Here is a 19,176-nt window from a genome sequence, read left to right as displayed (position 1 = left end):
TATAAAGGGACATATTGGAAAGGTGTTTATGGAATTTAATAACGCACAAAGAGAAGCTGTTAATCATTTTAAAGGAGCAGCCATGGTTCTTGCAGGACCTGGCTCAGGTAAAACTACAGTTATAACACACAGAATAAAAGAGTTAATTAGAAAAGACGTTTCACCTGAAAAAATATTAGTAGTAACTTTTACAAAAGCTGCCGCAGTTCACATGCAGAGAAAATTTTTTCAGATAATGGAAGGAGAACATTGGGTAAAAAGCAGTTATCCTGTGTCCTTTGGAACTTTTCATGGAATCTATTTTAGAATTTTAAAATTATCCAAGAATTACAGTGGGCGTAATATTTTAACGGAAAATCAGAAAAGTCAGATTTTACGTGAAATTATTATTAGAAACAGAATAAATACAACTTCCCTTAATGAATTTATTCAAAACATTATTGGCGAAATAAGCAATGTTAAGGGGAATATGATTCCATTGAGTGATTATGCACCAAAAAGCTGTAAAAATAGGGAATTTAAGCTTATATTCGATGAATATGCAAAAGAATTGAAGAGTCAGAACAAAATTGATTTTGATGATATGCTGTTGGACTGTTATACGTTGTTTAAAGAGGAACCGGTGCTTTTACAAAAATGGCAGCAGGTTTTTGAATATGTTTTAATAGATGAATTTCAGGATATTAACAAGATACAGTATGAAATCATAAAAATGCTTGTGGCTCCTGAAAACAATTTGTTTATAGTAGGTGATGATGACCAGAGCATTTATGGATTTCGTGGGGCGTGTCCTGAGTTAATGTTTAGATTTGAAAAGGACTATCAGGCATGTAGAAAAATTATATTAAATATAAACTATAGGTCTACAGATGAAATTATCCAAATGTCTAAGAACCTAATTAAAAACAACAGTTCACGTTTTGAAAAAAATATCATGTCACCGAAAGGTAACAATAATAAAAATGATGAAAATAGTAATGAAAATGAGAACATAAAAGATGGTTGTTCAATCCCAAGGAAAAGGAACAATAACAATACCAAGAACAAGAATAATAACAAATGTAAAGATACTGATGTTAGAATTTTCAGAAATCAAATGGAGCAATTGCAGTATACAGCAGTTAAGATTACAGAGTTGCAAAGTAGAGGGATAGATGACATTGCAATACTTGTGAGAAACAACAGCCAGATTGATATTATCCAAAGATTTTTAGAAGAACAGGAAATTATATCTGAAAGCAAAGTCGCTAAGAAATCTGTTTTCAAAACTCAGGTGGGAGTGGACATTTATAATTACATAAAGGCAGCCATTAATTTGAATAAAGTTGAAATACGAAATAATGAAAGCCTAATTTATATATTAAATAAACCAGCCAGACTTATTAGTAACGGAATGATAAGTGATTATGGAATTGATTTTAATAGTTTGAAAAATGTTTACAGTCATAGCAGTGAAATTGTGAAAAAAATAGAAAAGCTGGAATTTGATTTGCAGATGTTGTTAAGATTAAAGCCCATGGCAGCTTTAATGTATATTCTAAAAGGTATAGGATATGAGAATTACCTGAAAGAGCTATCAAGAGAGAGAAAGATAAACTATTCTGTTTTTGAAAAAGAAATTGAAGAAATAAAAACAAACAGTTTAAAATATGACACTTTGGAAAGTTGGATTTTACAGGAAAGTGAAGAAAACAGTGCTAATACAAAGTCAAAAGAAAAGCAGGTAAGAAAGCCGATTCATATTATTACAATGCATGGCTCAAAGGGACTTGAGTTTGACAGCGTTTTTATTTTAGATGCAAATCAGGGCATAATACCAACATCTAAAGCAGTAAGAGAAAGAGATTTCGCAGAGGAAAGAAGACTTTTTTATGTGGCAATAACAAGGGCAAAAAAATATTTAAATATATATTGTGTAAGCGAAAATCTTGGCTGTTATGTGGAACCATCAATTTTTATGAAGGAAGTAATGGCATAGAATATGTATATTTTTTGAAAATTATGTAGATAATACATTAAATTAAGGTGCATAATATTGCAATTTTAATACACTTTTGATAAAGTTAAAATAACAAAAAATGCGTTTATTACAAATGCATAGTAAGATTGTGAAAATAAATAAGAAAGGAAAATGCAGGCATAGTAAAAATATTATGTTTGTGTCTTTCAAATTCATACGGGAAATGTATGAGGATTGTTGAAAGACTTGGTAAATGATATGGGAAATAATCAATTAGAAGAAGATGAAGATTTATTTGTAACTTTAACATTAGAAGATGACAGTGAGGTTGATTGCCTTGTTGTAAGTATATTTGAAGCAGAAGGAAGAGATTACATTGCATTACTTCCAACTGAAGGACCTGAAAACGAAGAAGGAGAAGTGTTCTTATACAGATACTTTGAAGACGAGGACGGAGAACCCGGACTTGACAATATTGAAACAGAAGCTGAATTCATGTTAGCATCACAGGCTTTTGATCAGTTAGTTGAAGACGGTGAATATGATGAAATTATTGAGGAAGAAGAAAACTTACATTGATTTGTCGTTTTTTGAATTTGTAAGATAATGCATTTTTAAGATAATAATGTTAGAAATACATTGTTATTTGAAAATCATAACAAAAAGAAAATACATTAAGAAGGTGGAAAAATGTCATACGAAGATGAAACTAGACAGAGAATAGAAGCAAGAAAAAGAAATGCTGAGTTAAAGAAAGAACAGCAGATTAAGAAAAGAAAAATAACATTAGGAATTTTAGCAGCAGCAATTGTTGTTATTGTAGTATTAATTATTGTTGTAGCTTCAGTTTCAGCCAAGAAAGATAGTGAAGTGAAGACAACAGCTCCTAAGGAAACATCAATATTAGGAGCAACAACAGCAGAGACAACAGAAGCTGTAACAACAACACAGAAGGTTGCTCAGCAGACAACATCAGAAACTACTGTAGTTGCAACAACTGAGAAAACTGTTCCAGAGACAACAGAAGAAGAAACACAGGCACCTACAGAGGAACAGACTGAAGAGGAAACAACACGACCTTCAGGCGAAATCAAACATGCAAGGGACGATGTCAACATAAGAAGAAAACCAAAAGAAAGCTCAAAGGTTTTAGACATTGTTAATAAAGGAGACGAATTAGAAGTCTTAAGCACTGACAAAGGTTGGTGCCATGTAATCTGGAATGGTATCGAAGGTTATGTATCAGCAAGATTCATAAAATAATAATTACAAATAAACAAAAAACGTATTTTATGGTAGACTAATACTTCCCATAAAGTACGTTTTTTATTACAGTGTACCAAAACATAAGCGTACTTGTGCTTGCACAAAAGTACGCTTATGTTTTGAGGACACGCCCGCATAATGAGCATAAAAGCGCAACGAAGTTGTGCGATATGCGAATTATGTGGTGAAATTGCAGGAGTGCAAAGCACGTAGCAATTTCGTAATAAAAAACATGAAGGGCAATATAGCATAAAAGCACAACGAGGAAAACACAATGAACTATAACGAAGCAAAACAATATTTAAAAGAAGTAAATAAATACGGCAGTGTCTTAGGTCTGAAAAGCATCACAACACTTTTAAAAGAAATGGGTAATCCTGAAAAAAGTCTGAAAGTTGTTCACATAGCAGGTACAAATGGAAAAGGTTCCACAATGGCTTTTTTAAACAGTATTCTCATGGAGGCAGGCTACAAAGTAGGTAGGTACAGTTCTCCGGCAGTTTTTGAAGAAGATGAGATTATTCAGATTAATAACCAAAACATAGAGCCAAACAGTTTAGGAGAAATAATCACTCATATTAAGGAGAAATGCGATTACATTGCTAAAACTTATGGATTTCATCCAACACCTTTTGAAATTGAAACGGCTTTGGCTTTTGAATATTTCAAAAGAAAGAATTGTGATATTGTGTTAGTTGAATGTGGTATGGGTGGTGCAACAGATGCCACAAATGTTTTCCATAAGGTTCTTTGTAGTATTATTGCCAATATTTCCTTGGACCACACAGCTTTTTTAGGTGACACAATTGAAGAAATAGCAATGGTAAAATCGGGCATAATAAAAGCAAACTGTCCCGTTGTAGTAGCAAAACAGCAAAAAGAAATATGCGATGTAATAAGGGAGGAAGCTGAAAAAAAGAATTCCCATATAGTTATGGCTAAAGAAGCACAACTGGATTTGGGTAATGGAGAAAATATTGTAACTTACAGAGCCTCTAATGGAAAAGAATATAAAGCTAATCTAAAAATGCTTGGAACTTATCAGGGAAAAAATGTGGCAACAGCAATTGAGGTTGCATTAATTCTTGAAAAAAAGGGTTACAATACAGAAAAATATATAAAAAGTGGCATTGAAAATGCAGTCTGGAAGGGAAGATTTGAAATAATTTCAAAGCAACCATTATTTGTAATTGATGGCGCACATAATCCCGGAGCTATAGAGGAATTGGTAAAATGTATTGATTTGTATTTTACAAATAAACGAATTACCTTTATAATGGGAGTGTTGGCCGATAAAGACTTTGAGAAGGAAGCAGGTCTTATTGCAAACAAAGGAGAAAATATTTTAACTGTTACACCAAATAATGCCAGAGCATTAGATGGAAAGAAGTTGGCTAATACAATTTCTAAATACAACCAAAATGTTCAGTATGTAGAAAGTATAGATCAGGCTGTAGAGAAGGCAATTGATTTAGTAAACAGTAAAAAATCAGATATGATATTAGCTTTTGGCTCTTTATCACATCTAAATGATATTAATCAAGCAGTTAAAGCCGGAAGGAGAGATTGACTGATGTTTGATAAAAACAAAATAGAACAGGGAATCAAATTATTATTAGAAGGTATCGGTGAAGATCCAAGTAGAGAGGGTTTAGTGGATACTCCAAACAGAGTTGCACGTATGTATGAAGAGTTATGTGCAGGTATGGACAAAGATCCAATGGAGCATCTGTCAAAGACTTTTACATGTGATAATGAAAATGTAGTTATTGAAAAAGATATTACATTTTACTCAACTTGCGAGCATCATTTGATGCCTTTTTATGGTAAAGCAAACATTGCTTATATTCCAAATGGAAAAGTTGTTGGAATAAGCAAGCTTGCAAGAACAGTGGAAGTTTTTGCAAGACGATTGCAGATTCAGGAACAAATGACAAATCAGATAGCCTATGCTATTGAAGAATGCTTAAATGCAAAGGGGGTATTGGTTATGGTTGAGGCTGAGCATATGTGTATGTCAGCAAGAGGAATTAAGAAACCGGGTAGCAAAACAATTACTTTTTCAGCAAAAGGCGCTTTTGAAGAAGACAGCAGTTTAAGAAGAGACATTCTTCGTTTAATGGAAAAGTAATTAGACTTCTTATTATGGAGCATATGGCAGAAGGTAAAAATAGTTGCTTAATAGGCACGTATTTTTTGTGTAATGTATCGTAAGTGATATTCTTTTTTTACAAAAATAATTAATAGAGAGTAGAGAAAAAATAAATGCAAATTGGAAAATATAATTTTGACTTAGATAACGATCCTATTATTATGGGAATTTTAAATGTAACACCTGACTCATTTTCTGACGGTGGTAAGTGGAACAACATGGACGCAGCTTTAAAGCACACTGAAGAAATGATCAAGGACGGTGCAAGAATTATTGATGTTGGCGGTGAGTCAACAAGACCGGGCTATACTTTAATTAGTGATGAAGAAGAAATAGAAAGGGTTGTGCCGGTTATTAATGCGATAAAAGAAAGATTTGATGTATGCGTATCCCTTGATACATACAAAACTAATGTGGCAAAAGCCGGAGTTGAAGCCGGAATCGACATGGTTAATGATGTGTGGGGATTTAAGTGGGACAAGCAGGATATGGCTGATTTAGTAGCAAAATCAGGAGTTGCTGCATGTGTTATGCATAATAAGGATAATACTAACTATGAAAGTTACGTGGAAGATGTTTTAAAGGAAATGAAGGAATCAATTGACATTGCCCACAAAGCAGGAGTAAAGGATTCACAGATTGTATTAGATCCGGGCGTTGGTTTTGGAAAAGATTATGCACAGAATTTATCGATTATTAAACATGTGGACAGGCTAAAAGAATTTGGTTATCCTGTGCTTCTTGGAACATCCAGAAAGTCAGTTATCGGACTTACACTGGACGTAGATAAGAATGACAGAATGGCTGGAACTGTTGCAACAACTGTTATGGGATATGAGAGAGGCTGTAGTATTTTCAGAGTCCATGATGTAAAAGAAAACTATCAGGCATTAATGATGGCAAAGGCGATAAGAAATGAAAAATTGTATTAAAATTAAGCAGTTAGAAGTATTTGCATACCATGGCTGTGAGGAACAGGAAAAAATAAATGGTCAGAAATTTTATATTGATGCTAACTTATATACAGACATAAGTGTTGCAGGCAATACTGATGATTTAAATGAAACTGTTAATTATGCTGAGGTTTGCGACTTTATAAATAAATTTTTAACAAAAAACAGATTTGATTTAATAGAAGCTGCAGCATGGCAGTGTACAACAGAATTGTTAAAAACATTTCCGAAAATCAGAGAAGTGGATTTTACAATATACAAACCACAGGCACCTATACCGTTGCCTTTTGGAAATGTTGCAATTTCCACTAACAGAAAATGGAGTAAGGCAATTTTATCAATCGGCTCTAATATGGGCGACAAGGAAGAACACCTAAATTGTGCAGTGGACAGTTTGTATGACGATGATAACTGCAGAGTTAATGTAGTATCAAATTATATAGAAACTGAGCCTTATGGGCCTGTTGAACAGGACAATTTCCTAAATGGCTGTATTGAAATAGAAACATTGTATTCACCTGAAGAATTACTGAAAAAAGTCAACCAAATAGAAGCTTTTGAAGGTAGGACCAGGGAAATACACTGGGGTCCAAGAACATTGGATATAGACATTGTTTTTTACGAAAACCAGATAGTGGATTTACCAGAATTAAAGATACCACATGTGGAAATGCACAAGAGAATTTTTGTGTTAGAACCATTAAAACAAATTGCACCATATTGGACACATCCTATTTTAAATAAAACAGTAACTCAGTTGTTAGAGGACCTAAGTCCTAATAGTGGCGGTTGCAGTGGTTGTGGTGGTTGCCCGAAAATTTCAGAGGAGACAGATAATTAAACAACGAAAGAAAGGTCTTTAATGTATATATGAAAGATTTGCAGGAAAGTAGAAAAGAAATTGATTCAATTGATAGCGAGATTGTAAGCTTATTTGAAAGACGAATGGAAGTCTGTAAAGACGTTGCTGAATACAAATTAAGAACAGGTAAGGCTGTTCTTGACAGACAAAGAGAATTAGACAAAATTAAAACATTAAAAAACAAAGCCTCAAGTGATTTTTATGCTCATGGTGTGGAAGAATTGTTTGAACAGATAATGGCAATGAGCAGAAAGATGCAGTATAAGCTTCTAACAGAAGAAGGGGTAAATAACGACATTGGATTTGATATTGTTGATAAAATCCCAATGGATGGTGCAAAAGTCGTATATCAGGGAATTCCAGGCGCCTACAGCCAGCAGGCAGCTACAGAATACTTTGGAGATAAGGCTGAATACTTAAATGTAACAACTTTTAGAGAGGCAATGAAGTATGTAAGAGACGGCAAGGCTGATTACGCAGTTTTACCAATGGAAAATTCATCTGCAGGAATTGTAACAGATGTGTATGACTTGCTGGTTGAATTCTCTAATTATATTGTTGATACATTCGATGTAAAAATAGAGCATTGTCTTTGTGGTTTAAAAGGTTCAAGAATAGAGGATATTCATGAGGTATATTCTCATCCACAGGCTTTTATGCAAAGTAATAAATTTATTGAGGAACATGGTTTTGGAAAAGTAAATCTTGCTAATACAGCAATTAGTGCAAGATATATTTCAGAACAGAATGACAAGACAAGAGCATGTATAGCAAGTGCTAATGCAGCAGAAATTTATGGACTTGAAATATTACATAGAGGAATTAATTTCAATGATACAAATACAACAAAGTTCATTATCATAAGTAGAGAGAGAATGGCAAGAGTTAATGCTGATTTAATATGTATCAGTTTTGAGATGCCACATGAAAGCGGTACTTTATATCAGATGTTGTCTCATATTATTTACAATGACTTAAATATGACACGTATAGAATCAAGACCTGTACCTGATAAGAAGTGGGAATACAGATTCTACGTTGAATTTGAGGGAAAAGCAAATCAGGCAGGAGCAATTAATGCTTTAAGCGGTATTAATGCAGAAGCCCTTAATATGAAAATATTAGGAAATTACTAGAAAAATTAATATCCTATTGCGTGGCTATATGAAAAAGGGTTGCATTTTTGCAACCCTTTTTCATATATGATTTTATTCTATTGTAACTACTTTCTGCAGTGATAAACATAAAGCAGTTAATGTTAGTCCTAATATCTAATATCTTCAATGCCAGCCTTGATTTCCAAAAATTTAAGTATGTCTTCATAAACTTCCGAAGCGTTCTTTTCATTAAATACTTCATGTCGCATACCTTTGTATACTTTAGAAAAAGTATTAGGAAAGCCACAATGCTTAAAGTGTAAAACAGCCTTCTTGAAAGCTTTGTCCCCTTGTCTGCAAGGATCATTCTCACCTGAAACAAACATTACAGGAAGATCACGATTTTTCTTGGACCAACCAAGTTTGCTGTATACTGTTTGAATCAAACTAAACAGTGCATAGTAACCATTTAAAGTAAAAGTCACGCCACATAACGGATCCTTGTTGTATTCTTCAACAACATCTCTATCTGAACAAATCCATGCATTTACGATGCCCTCTTTCATAAAAGGTTTTTCAAAAGGTCCATTAACCATTTTCTCAATCATTGGACTTCTGTAATTCCAGCCTCTAAAAAGAGCCATAAATCGAATTAGTCGTTTGCCAAAGCCGGCAAGCTGATTATCAGAAGGAGAACCACTTAAAACGACGGCATTCACTTCGTTAGAAAACTTTTTCAAATAAGCTCTTACAATAAGAGAACCCATGCTGTGTCCTACAATAATAAGTGGAAGATTAGGATATTCTCTTTTTAGAAACATTGTAAACTGATGAACGTCTTCGACAAGTCCTTTGTAGCCCTCGTGACCAAAGTAGCCCAAGTCATCAGTGGTTAAAATGTTTTCACCATGCCCTTTTATGTCGGAAATGGCACAAATAAAGCCACAATTACTAAAATACTGTAAAGTTTTTTCGTAACGTTTTCGCGTTTCACACATACCATGTACAAATTCAATTATACCAAGAGGTTCAATACCCTCCGGTGGAAAAGTAATAGTAGTTGGTCGCATATTACTCACCTCGCAATTAGTCGTTTATATCCATTCCCTCAGTTGTGTAAACAGTTCTCTTTCTAGCCATTTCGTCATTTTCAAGATATTCGTCATAAGTTGTAATCTTGTCAATAAGCTTGCCGTTTACAATTTCCATAATACGGTTTGCAGTTGTCTGAACAACCTGATGATCTCTTGATGAGAATAAAAGTACACCAGGGAACTTAATAAGGCCTGTGTTAAGGGCTGTAATACTTTCCATGTCTAAATGGTCAGTAGGTTCGTCAATAACTAAAACGTTAGCACCGCTAATCATAAGTTTTGAAAGCATAACCCTAACTTTTTCACCACCTGAAAGAACCTTAACTTTTTTAACACCATCATCACCTGCAAAAAGCATTCTACCAAGGAAACCACGAACGTATGTGGCATCTTTGATTTCTGAATACTGTGTAAGCCAGTCAACGATTACATCGTCACAGTCAAAATCTTTTGTGTTGTCTTTAGGGAAATATGACTGACTTGTTGTGATACCCCATTTGTAATCACCTTCATCAGGTTCCATCTGTCCCATAATAATCTGAAATAATGTTGTTTTTGCAAGTCCGTTTGAACCAACGAAAGCAACTTTGTCTTCTCTACCGATTGTAAATGAAACATCATCTAAAACCTTAACACCGTCTATAGTTTTTGATAAATGTTCAACAGTTAAAACTTCGTTACCGATTTCTCTTGCAGGTCTGAAATCAATGTAAGGGTACTTTCTGCTTGAAGGCTTAATGTCATCAAGTTCGATTTTTTCTAAAGCACGCTTTCTTGAAGTAGCCTGTTTTGATTTAGAAGCATTGGCGCTAAATCTCTGGATAAAGTCCTGTAATTCCTTGATTTTTTCTTCTTTCTTTCTGTTAGCTTCTTTCATCTGTTTAACAATTAACTGACTTGATTCGTACCAGAAATCGTAGTTACCGGCATAAAGCTGAATCTTTGCATAGTCAATATCAGCAATCTGTGTACAAACTTTATTTAAGAAATATCTGTCATGAGATACAACGATTACTGTGTTTTCAAAATTGATTAGGAATTCTTCAAGCCAGGCAATTGCATCTAAATCCAAGTGGTTAGTAGGTTCGTCTAAAAGAAGAATGTCAGGGTTACCAAATAATGCCTGAGCTAAAAGAACCTTAACCTTTAATGTGCCGTTTAAATCTTTCATCTGGCTGTAGTGATATTCCGTATCTACTCCTAAACCATTTAAAAGAGTAGCAGCATCAGCTTCAGCGTTCCAGCCGTCCATATCGGCAAATTCAGCTTCAAGTTCTGATGCCTTAATGCCGTCTTCATCAGAAAAATCTTCCTTCATGTAGATTGCATCTTTTTCTTTCATAATTTCGTAAAGACGGGCATTACCCATAATTACTGTATCAAGAACAGTGTATTCATCATACTGGAAGTGGTCCTGTTTTAAGAAAGAAAGACGTTCACCAGGTGTGATAATAACTTCACCGCTTGTAGGTTCAATCTCCCCTGTTAATATTTTTAAAAATGTTGATTTTCCGGCACCGTTAGCACCAATAAGTCCGTAGCAGTGACCTGGAACAAATTTAATATTTACATCTTCAAATAATGCTTTTTTGCCAAAACGTAAAGAAATATTACTTGTACTTATCATTTATAAATCTCCTTATTTTTATACATGTTTTAGGTAAATGCAAAAGAATAACGGATTTTTGACCGCAAAAATCCCGTAAACTTTTGCTGATTGCTCATCAAAGTATATCAGTTTTTAGGAATTAAAGCAATCTAGGAAAGGGAAAAATTACCTTATAATATGGGAAAAATAATTAAAAACAGTTTTATGTTTTTATAAACGGGCAAATATGTTATTATATGTCAGTAGGAGGCGAGGACATGAATAAGAAGAGACTGATTAGTTTGTTGTTGGTTTCAGCGCTTACAATTACAAGTGTATGGGGCTGTTCTTCAACAAAAGAAAAGACTACTCAAAAAGATAATACATCAAAAACCAAGGCTGAAACTACTGTAGGACTTGATCCTGCAAAAGATTCAAGCTGGCCAAGAAGTTTTAGTATAAATGAAGGTTCAAAGAAATCGGATAATGGAACATATATTGAACAATTAAAAATAGATGGAAGAAGACTTTACATTAAAGGAAAGTTTGGTGTAATTGATGCTATGGATGGTCAGACGTCAACAAGAGAGGAAGCAGATATTGAAATATCAAAATCCTGTTCTTTTTATGATCAGAGATTAGATGGTGATGGCTCAATGACATTTAAAGAATTTAAAGAACATATTGCAGATAGCGGTTACACAGCCCCTGATAATTACATGATAACAATAGATCGGGGAAAAGTTTATTTGATACAGTTATTTGATTAGAATGATTCCGTTACAATGGCGGAAGTTAGAAACAGGGAGAGGGACCTGTAATAGAGATTGGTTTTTTGAAACCAGATTAATTTAAGCATAAAATAAGACAAGTTACAGACATGAAAGGACGACAACATGGACAAGTTAGGCAACATAAAAGTATATAGGGGAAATCCGTTAATAATGGGTGCTACGGTAATGGGTGACAATGTTAATTTTGCAATTACTGCAAAGTATGGTAGCAAGTGCGAAGTAATATTGTACAGGAAAGGTGAAGACAGGGAAGCTTTTCGAATCCCATTTGAAAATGCACAGGTTATTGGGAGTGTTTATGCCATGTGTGTAACAGGACTTGATTATAAGAAATATGATTATAACTTTTGTGTTAATGATGAGATAATTGTAGACAAATACGCAAAGGCTTTATCAGGAAAAAAGCAATGGGGAGAAAAGAGCAAAAATCTTAGGGCAGGAATTGTTTCAAATGAATATGATTGGCAGAATGATGCCCCTTTGAATATTCCTTTTGATGAGACAATTTTGTATCGTCTACATGTTAGAGGCTTTACAAAGCATGTTAGTTCAAAGGTAAAACATAAAGGAACTTATTTAGGTATTGTAGATAAGATTCCTTATTTCAAAGAACTTGGAATTACAATGATTGAGCTTATGCCGGCATATGACTTTAATGAAATAAAATCAAGACCTGCAACTTCAATGAAAGGCCAGTTCTCAATTGAGGAGCCAAAGCTAAACTATTGGGGATATACTGATGGTTTTACTTTTGCACCAAAAGCGGCTTACGCTTATTCTAATGCCATTGGTGGAGAAGTAGAAGAATTTAAGTATATGGTTAGGGAATTACACAAAAATGGAATTGAGATTTCCATGGAATTTTTCTTTCCTGAGCAGACTAACCCTAAGGAAATTTTAGACTGTCTTCATTATTGGGTAATGGAATACCACATTGACGGAATTCATGTGAACCTTGAAAGTGCAGTGATGCGAATGGTTCAAACAGATAATTTGCTATGCACAACGAAAATATTTACTTATAGCTTTGCGACAGATACAGATTTTTACAATAGTGCAACGGAAGTAAGAAATCTGGCTAATTTTAATGATGATTTTATGATTGCCACACGAAGATTTATAAAAGGTGATGAAGACATGCTTTCAACCATTGCCTATAAGGTGAAGGCAAATCCACCAGCAGTGGCAATAGTAAATTATGTGGCAAATCACAACACATTTACATTGTATGATTCTGTATCTTATGACAGAAAATATAATCAGCCAAATGGTGAAAACAATAGAGACGGTGCTGTCTATAATTACAGTTGGAACTGTGGGGCTGAGGGAGATACAAGAAAACGTAAAATAATGGACTTAAGAAAAAAGCAGATTAAGAATGCTTTAAGTTTGGTATTTTTAAGTCAGGGTGTGCCTATGCTTTATGCAGGTGATGAGATGTGCAATTCTCAAAAGGGAAACAATAATCCATATTGTCTGGATAATGAAATTTCGTGGACTAATTGGAATAAAACAGCAATGGCAAAGGAAATATTTGAATTTACAAAGAATATAATTAAATTTAGAAAAGAACATAAAGTATTGCACATGAAAAATGAAACAAGGCAGATGGATTATAAATCCTACGGTTTACCGGATATGTCTTATCATGGAACAAAGGCGTGGTACGGAGATTTTAGTCATTTTAACAGACATTTTTCAACCATGTATTGCGGAAAATATGCAATGGATGAAACGGGAAGTGATGAAGCTGACATGTATATTGCATACAACATGTATTGGGAAGAGCAAAGTTTTGGCATTCCTTCAGCAAGAAATAAAAGGAAATGGAAGGTTGCTTTTTCAACCAGCCCTAATCAGAAAAGTGAAGAGGTGGGCAGAACATTTAATGTACCGGGAAGGAGCATAACGGTTTTGATTGCAAAACCTGAATAATATGTTAAAAGAATTAAACGAAAAAGGAATTGGTAAATATATTAATCTTGAAAAATGGGGATTAAGCACATTTGAATTAAAGATTTTAGCAATCCTTGCAATGTTTATTGACCATTTTTCAATTATTTTTTTAGAAAACAATAACAATACATTGTATTTAACAGGCCGTGCCATTGGAAGAATTTGTTTTCCCATAATATGTTTTGTTTTGGTTGAGGGATTTTTCCATACAAAAGACAGAATGAAACATGGAATTATTTTAGGAATATTCGCGTTATTATCAGAGGTTCCTTATGATTTAATGTATGGTTCATTATGGGACCTTACAAGACAAAATGTGTTAATAACTTTGTTTATTGGGTATATGATGATATGGATGCTTGATTTAATTTCAAAGTTCAGAATTTCATATCCTGACAAAGTGTTACAAAAAATCGGAGCAGCAAGACTAAATACTTTGCTTGAATTAGTAGTTATGTTGGTAGGATTTGCCATGGCATATTTTATTAATTGCTCATATTCCTATGCAGGGATAATGATAATTCTTTGCTTTTATGTTTTTAGAAAACATCACATAAGTCAGGGGATTGTAAATATTGTTTTTAATATGGGTATGTACCCATTGTCGATTCAGTGGTTTGGGGCATTAAGTATTATTCCTATTGAATTATACAATGACACACCGGGAAAACATAAATGGAAATATTTCTTTTATTTATTTTATCCATTACATATAGTGATTTTTGTAGGCATAAAAATATTTTTAATAAAATGATTACCTTTTATATAATTTTTTATCTTTCTATAGTTTTTAGTTTTTGTATACTTAAATTAGCTTTGAGCGGAAAATTTTTAGGAGGGTAAATTATGATATCAAAGTTAATTAAGAAAACAACAACATTTGTAGTTTCAGCGGCTATGGTTTTTTCGACAATTACATTTACAATGCCTGAAAAAACAGTTAGTGCTTCTCCAACTACAGGCTCTAAATTAGTATGGAGCGATGAATTCAATGGCAATTCCATTGATACTTCAAAATGGGGATTTGAAATAGGAACAGGTTCAAATGGATGGGGAAACAACGAACAGCAATATTATACTAACAGATCGGACAATGCTTATGTTGCTGACGGTGCCTTACACATTAGAGCGAAGAAAGAGTCTTATGGTGGAAGGAATTATACATCCGCAAGACTTAATACAAATGGAAAATTTACATTTACATATGGCTATGTAGAGGCAAGGCTTGCATTACCATCTAATCAGGGAATATGGCCTGCTTTTTGGATGCTTGGCGCAAATATTGGTAGCGTAGGCTGGCCATCATGTGGTGAAATTGACATTATGGAAGCAATTAATGCTGAAAATAAAACATACGGTACATGTCATTGGAACGTAAATGGACATGCAGAGTATGGTAAGCCAACAGGCAATTTTGATATAACACAATATCATACATATGGCCTACAGTGGGATAATGAATATATCAGATTCTTTGTTGATGGAAATAAATTCTACGAAATGTCAATTGCAAACAATGTAGGAGATACAGATGAATTCCACAGACCATTTTATTTATTATTAAATGTGGCAGTTGGAGGAAATTGGCCTGGCTTCTCAATTAATGACAGTGCATTTCCACAGGAAATGAAGGTTGACTATGTTCGTGTATATCAGGATAATCCTTCATACAACAGTTCTTCGTCAAACAATGTGGATAAGAGCAATGGTAGCAATGCAGGAAGCAGTGGAAATACAGGAAATACAGGAAACAGCGGCAATAATGGTTCATCTTCAAATACGCCGGCTAGTGGTATGGGAATGAATTATGCAGGAGACAGTTCGGCAACAGCTTATGTAAATAATTCAAAGTGGACAGACATTCATTATTCAGTAAATGGTGGTGGACAGCAGAACGTAAGAATGACTCAGTCAGGAGATAAAGCAACTTACACAGTTAATGGCTTGAAGTCAGGGGACACAGTTAAATACTGGTTTACATACTGCAATACTTCAGGCTATGTAAAAGACACAGCAAGTTATTCATATACACATAAAGGTAACAGTTCTTCAGGTGGTTCATCAAGTGGTAGTTCTTCATCAGGAAGTACATCAGGAACAGTAAACACTGCATCAGGTGATGTAACAATTTATCAGGATGCAAATTATGGTGGTAGAAACACATCATTAGGCGTTGGAAGTTACAATCTTGCATCACTTATTGCAAAAGGCTTTAAGAATGATGATATGTCATCATTAAAGGTCCCATTTGGTTATAAGGTAACAATTTATCAGGATGACAATTTTAGTGGAAAGTCAAAGGTAATTACAAGCGATGCAAGTTACATTGGAAATGACTGGAATGACCAGATGTCTTCTATTAAGGTTGAAAAAGCAAGATATAAAATTATCAACAGACACAGTGGCCTTTGTCTTGATGTTGCAGGAGCAAACAAAGCAAGTGGTACAAATGTACAACAGTGTCAGGCAAACGGAAACGTAGCCCAGGAATGGGAAATTGATTTTAATAAAGATGATTCAACATACATTCTTAAGAGTGCATTAACAGGAAAAGCACTTGATATGGATGACTGGTCACAGAATAACGGTGGAAATGCCATAATCTGGGACAACAACAAAACTAATAACCAAAGATGGTACATTACAATGGTTGATGGAGAATATTCATTCCTTATTAACAAACACAGTAACAAATCATTAGAAGTTGCTGGTTGGTCAACATCAAATGGCGGTAATGTACAGCAGTGGGATTATTCTGCTCAGGCAAATCAGCAGTGGAAGTTTGTTTTAGCTAATTAAATACATCTAAAAAGCTTAAAGGCTTAAAAAGTAAAAACAAAAATACCTCTAAAGTAGACAGATAGAATTGGAAAGTCTGTTACTTTAGAGGTATTTTTATGTAAATGAGTGTGGTATATTATTAGCTAAAGATTTATTTTTTTGGGGGAAGAACATATTAATTTAAAAGTATTCAGTAAAAATTAAGAATAGATTAATTAAAGGTTTACCAGGGAGAAAATTAAGAAATTTATTAGCTAAAAGTAATTTGAGAGAAAATTATAAACTAAAATTTATTCGGGAGAAAATGAAAATGAAGATAAAACCAGCGTATACGTTAAAAGGATATAAGAAAGAAAATTTAATAAAAGATATATTTACAGGAATCATTATAATGGCTGTGTCTATTCCAATATCCATGGGATATGCACAGATAGCGGGCTTGCCGGCAGTATATGGTTTATATGGCTCGGTTTTCCCAATTATAATTTTTGCACTTTTTTCAACATCACCACAGTTTATTTTCGGAGTTGATGCAGCTCCGGCGGCGTTGGTAGGTGCAGCTCTTCTTAGTATGAATATTCAGGGCGGTACAAAAGAAGCAATGGAAGTAGTTCCTATAGTTACTTTTTTAGTAGCAGTTTGGCTGTTGGCTTTTTATTTTATGAAAGCAGGAAAACTTGTAAATTATATTTCTGCACCTGTTATGGGTGGCTTTATTACAGGAATATGTACAACGATTATTTTAATGCAGGTTCCTAAAATTATGGGAGGCACATCAGGTACAGGAGAGTTGCTTGAATTGGTGGAACATATTATTGACACGGTAAAAGATATTAATATTCCTTCAGTTTATATTGGAATTGTGGCACTTGTTATTTTAGTTATTTCTAAGAAGGTTATGCCCAAATTCCCTATGGCGGTTGTACTAATGGTTGCAGGTGTTATGATGACAAAATTTATGCCGTTACAACAATGGGGTGTAAAGACTCTTGATAGTGTTGCACCGGGACTTCCAAGTTGGAAAATTCCTAATTTTGGAGCTTATCCTATGACTGATTTGTTTATGATAAGTCTTTCTGTAGCGGTTGTTATTATGGCTGAAACACTTTTGGCTGAAAATAGTTTTGCGCAAAAGAACGGTTATAGAATAAATGATAATCAGGAAATACTTGCTTTTTCTCTTGGAAATTTGGTAGCGGCATTTACAGGTTGCTGTCCTATAAATGGATCGGTTTCAAGAACTGCAATGGGAGAGCAGTATCAGGGAAAAACACAATTAACAGGAATTATAGCAGGCTTATCCATGATGCTTCTTCTTTTTGGTGGTACAGGCTTTATTGGATTTTTACCGGTACCAATTCTTACGGCAATAGTAATTTCAGCATTAATTGGTGCAACAGAGTTTGATTTGGCTGTCAGACTTTGGCAGGTAAGTCGTAAGGAATGCTTTATTTTCATAGGTGCATTTATGGGTGTGCTTATGCTTGGAACAATTAATGGTGTTTTAATTGGAATAATTCTTTCATTTACTGAGATGATTATCAGAACAGCAAAGCCGGCTACATGTTTTCTTGGCATACAGCCGGGACATAAGCATTTTAGAGATTTGAATGAGGGACGCCACATATATGCCATACAGGGTGTGATTATTTACAGATTTAGCAGTAATTTGTTTTTTGCTAATATACAAACATTGCAAAGAGACATTGAGGATGCCATTAAGGAAGATACAAAGGCGGTAATTATTGATGCAAGTGCAGTGGGCAGTATTGACATAACAGCAGCAGACAGATTGGAAATCTTATATAAATCTCTTCAGGAGAAGGAAATTCGCTTTTATATAACCGAACATATTTCAGGTGTTAATGAACAGTTAAGAAAATTAGGTCTTGGTTATTTGATTGAAAATGGAAATGTTAGAAGAACAATTCATGTAGCGTTAAAAGACATGGGAATTAACAGACCTTATCCATTAGAAGGTAATGTAGAAAATGAGCAACTTACACCTTCAAGAAAACGTGTAGACAATAGGGTTCAGGAATTTGTTTGGGCATTTGGTAAGGAAAGTGAAAAAGAAATCGAAAATCAAATAATGCTACAGATAGATCAATTAAAGAAATCAGGAGATGTGGAAAATCTTTTCCATGGACGCTGGTCTCACATGGATGCTTTTGACGAGGACGAATGGTTGGAGCATCTTGAAGAACACTTAAAAGAAATTGTTAATATTTCAGGCAAAGACGAAAAAGATATTGCTAAGCGACTTGAAGAACATAGAAGAGAAATTCACAATCGTATACATAAGGAGCATCCTGAACTTGCAGAACGCTTTGTAGAACGCAGACATATACTGGATGAGCATTTGCAGAAACGCCATCCGGAAGTGTATGATTTGATTGTAAGCATTAGAGAAAAATAAGAAGTGTATGATTTGATTGTAAACATTAGAGAAAAATAAGAAGTGTAGTTGTTTTTTTCAATAGATTTGATGATTTGACTCTTATGCTTGCAAAAGATTCCAGCGATTTCCACCCCTTTAGTCATGTTATAGAGCATAGGGGTGTAAAAAGTGAGCTTGATGAACTTATGCTTGCAAAAGATTCTGGCAGTTTCCACCCCTTTAGTTATGTTATAGAGCATAGGGGTGTAAAAAGTGAGCTTGATGAACTTATT

General features: G+C 34.2%; 15 protein-coding genes. 13 read left to right on the top strand and 2 right to left on the bottom strand.

Annotated elements, in window-relative coordinates; genetic code table 11:
- Window positions 1-28 precede the first annotated feature (28 nt).
- The 8 genes from DWZ69_RS04590 to DWZ69_RS04555 all read left to right on the top strand — a co-directional run bounded on the left by DWZ69_RS04590 (window position 29) and on the right by DWZ69_RS04555 (window position 8,329).
- Window positions 29-1,978, top strand: coding sequence for an ATP-dependent helicase (locus DWZ69_RS04590; protein ID WP_117998832.1), 1,950 nt, complete (start codon window positions 29-31; stop codon window positions 1,976-1,978).
- A gap of 219 nt (window positions 1,979-2,197) precedes the next feature.
- On the top strand, window positions 2,198-2,539 hold the full coding sequence (locus DWZ69_RS04585) for a DUF1292 domain-containing protein (RefSeq protein WP_347475009.1): 342 nt from the start codon (window positions 2,198-2,200) through the stop codon (window positions 2,537-2,539).
- A gap of 111 nt (window positions 2,540-2,650) precedes the next feature.
- Complete coding sequence (locus DWZ69_RS04580) at window positions 2,651-3,223, top strand: SH3 domain-containing protein (protein WP_117998833.1); 573 nt, start codon at window positions 2,651-2,653, stop codon at window positions 3,221-3,223.
- Window positions 3,224-3,500: 277 nt separating this feature from the next.
- Window positions 3,501-4,796 carry a folylpolyglutamate synthase/dihydrofolate synthase family protein gene (locus DWZ69_RS04575; protein WP_118436265.1) on the top strand — a complete coding sequence of 432 codons (1,296 nt, stop codon included), beginning with the start codon at window positions 3,501-3,503 and terminating at the stop codon, window positions 4,794-4,796.
- A 3-nt stretch (window positions 4,797-4,799) separates the two neighbouring features.
- Complete coding sequence (gene folE, locus DWZ69_RS04570; protein ID WP_118436263.1) at window positions 4,800-5,357, top strand: GTP cyclohydrolase I FolE; 558 nt, start codon at window positions 4,800-4,802, stop codon at window positions 5,355-5,357.
- Between the two features lie 134 nt (window positions 5,358-5,491).
- A complete protein-coding gene (folP, locus tag DWZ69_RS04565) occupies window positions 5,492-6,310 on the top strand; it encodes a dihydropteroate synthase (protein ID WP_117998836.1) in 819 nt (272 codons plus the stop codon).
- Window positions 6,294-7,172 (top strand): 2-amino-4-hydroxy-6-hydroxymethyldihydropteridine diphosphokinase, encoded by an 879-nt coding sequence (gene folK / locus DWZ69_RS04560; protein WP_118436261.1) that lies wholly within the window; start codon window positions 6,294-6,296, stop codon window positions 7,170-7,172. The genes folP and folK overlap by 17 nt, the downstream gene beginning before the upstream one ends.
- Window positions 7,173-7,201: 29 nt before the next feature.
- The gene (locus DWZ69_RS04555; protein WP_117998838.1) at window positions 7,202-8,329 is read left to right on the top strand and encodes a bifunctional chorismate mutase/prephenate dehydratase; all 1,128 of its coding nucleotides are present in this window, start codon (window positions 7,202-7,204) and stop codon (window positions 8,327-8,329) included.
- A gap of 128 nt (window positions 8,330-8,457) precedes the next feature.
- Here DWZ69_RS04555 and DWZ69_RS04550 read toward each other — a convergent pair whose 3' ends face one another.
- Both DWZ69_RS04550 and DWZ69_RS04545 read right to left on the bottom strand, forming a co-directional pair.
- A complete protein-coding gene (locus DWZ69_RS04550; RefSeq protein ID WP_118436259.1) occupies window positions 8,458-9,360 on the bottom strand; it encodes an alpha/beta fold hydrolase in 903 nt (300 codons plus the stop codon).
- 16 nt (window positions 9,361-9,376) lie between these two features.
- Window positions 9,377-11,011: an ATP-binding cassette domain-containing protein gene (locus tag DWZ69_RS04545; protein WP_022165451.1), complete on the bottom strand. Its 1,635-nt coding sequence runs from the start codon at window positions 11,009-11,011 to the stop codon at window positions 9,377-9,379.
- A gap of 239 nt (window positions 11,012-11,250) precedes the next feature.
- Here DWZ69_RS04545 and DWZ69_RS04540 point away from each other — a divergent pair, with 239 nt between their 5' ends.
- The 5 genes from DWZ69_RS04540 (at window position 11,251) to DWZ69_RS04520 (ending at window position 18,922) form a co-directional block, all read left to right on the top strand.
- The gene (locus DWZ69_RS04540) at window positions 11,251-11,742 is read left to right on the top strand and encodes a hypothetical protein (RefSeq protein ID WP_117998840.1); all 492 of its coding nucleotides are present in this window, start codon (window positions 11,251-11,253) and stop codon (window positions 11,740-11,742) included.
- A 126-nt stretch (window positions 11,743-11,868) separates the two neighbouring features.
- Window positions 11,869-13,701, top strand: a complete 1,833-nt coding sequence (locus DWZ69_RS04535) for an alpha-amylase (protein ID WP_118436257.1) — start codon at window positions 11,869-11,871, stop codon at window positions 13,699-13,701.
- A 1-nt stretch (window position 13,702) separates the two neighbouring features.
- A complete protein-coding gene (locus DWZ69_RS04530) occupies window positions 13,703-14,476 on the top strand; it encodes a TraX family protein (RefSeq protein WP_118436255.1) in 774 nt (257 codons plus the stop codon).
- Between the two features lie 92 nt (window positions 14,477-14,568).
- Window positions 14,569-16,521: a family 16 glycosylhydrolase gene (locus tag DWZ69_RS04525; RefSeq protein WP_118436253.1), complete on the top strand. Its 1,953-nt coding sequence runs from the start codon at window positions 14,569-14,571 to the stop codon at window positions 16,519-16,521.
- Between the two features lie 292 nt (window positions 16,522-16,813).
- Window positions 16,814-18,922 carry a SulP family inorganic anion transporter gene (locus tag DWZ69_RS04520; protein WP_117998843.1) on the top strand — a complete coding sequence of 703 codons (2,109 nt, stop codon included), beginning with the start codon at window positions 16,814-16,816 and terminating at the stop codon, window positions 18,920-18,922.
- The last annotated feature ends 254 nt before the right edge of the window (window positions 18,923-19,176 follow it).

Origin of the sequence: Eubacterium sp. AF34-35BH (assembly GCF_003477765.1) — a bacterium.
Taxonomy (GTDB): domain Bacteria; phylum Bacillota; class Clostridia; order Lachnospirales; family Lachnospiraceae; genus Eubacterium_G.
Note: the sequence above shows the minus strand (reverse complement) of the source record. Positions and strands in the feature narration are given on the sequence as shown.

What these genes read in the sequence shown, in the direction of transcription:
- DWZ69_RS04575 (WP_118436265.1), top strand. Translation starts at nt 3,501, where the DNA reads ATGAACTATAACGAAGCAAAACAATATTTAAAAGAAGTAAATAAATAC.
- DWZ69_RS04520 (WP_117998843.1), top strand. Translation starts at nt 16,814, where the DNA reads ATGAAGATAAAACCAGCGTATACGTTAAAAGGATATAAGAAAGAAAAT.
- DWZ69_RS04550 (WP_118436259.1), bottom strand. Translation starts at nt 9,360, where the DNA reads ATGCGACCAACTACTATTACTTTTCCACCGGAGGGTATTGAACCTCTT.
- DWZ69_RS04525 (WP_118436253.1), top strand. Translation starts at nt 14,569, where the DNA reads ATGATATCAAAGTTAATTAAGAAAACAACAACATTTGTAGTTTCAGCG.
- DWZ69_RS04555 (WP_117998838.1), top strand. Translation starts at nt 7,202, where the DNA reads ATGAAAGATTTGCAGGAAAGTAGAAAAGAAATTGATTCAATTGATAGC.
- folK (WP_118436261.1), top strand. Translation starts at nt 6,294, where the DNA reads ATGAAAAATTGTATTAAAATTAAGCAGTTAGAAGTATTTGCATACCAT.
- folE (WP_118436263.1), top strand. Translation starts at nt 4,800, where the DNA reads ATGTTTGATAAAAACAAAATAGAACAGGGAATCAAATTATTATTAGAA.
- DWZ69_RS04580 (WP_117998833.1), top strand. Translation starts at nt 2,651, where the DNA reads ATGTCATACGAAGATGAAACTAGACAGAGAATAGAAGCAAGAAAAAGA.
- DWZ69_RS04590 (WP_117998832.1), top strand. Translation starts at nt 29, where the DNA reads ATGGAATTTAATAACGCACAAAGAGAAGCTGTTAATCATTTTAAAGGA.
- DWZ69_RS04545 (WP_022165451.1), bottom strand. Translation starts at nt 11,011, where the DNA reads ATGATAAGTACAAGTAATATTTCTTTACGTTTTGGCAAAAAAGCATTA.
- DWZ69_RS04530 (WP_118436255.1), top strand. Translation starts at nt 13,703, where the DNA reads ATGTTAAAAGAATTAAACGAAAAAGGAATTGGTAAATATATTAATCTT.
- DWZ69_RS04535 (WP_118436257.1), top strand. Translation starts at nt 11,869, where the DNA reads ATGGACAAGTTAGGCAACATAAAAGTATATAGGGGAAATCCGTTAATA.
- folP (WP_117998836.1), top strand. Translation starts at nt 5,492, where the DNA reads ATGCAAATTGGAAAATATAATTTTGACTTAGATAACGATCCTATTATT.
- DWZ69_RS04540 (WP_117998840.1), top strand. Translation starts at nt 11,251, where the DNA reads ATGAATAAGAAGAGACTGATTAGTTTGTTGTTGGTTTCAGCGCTTACA.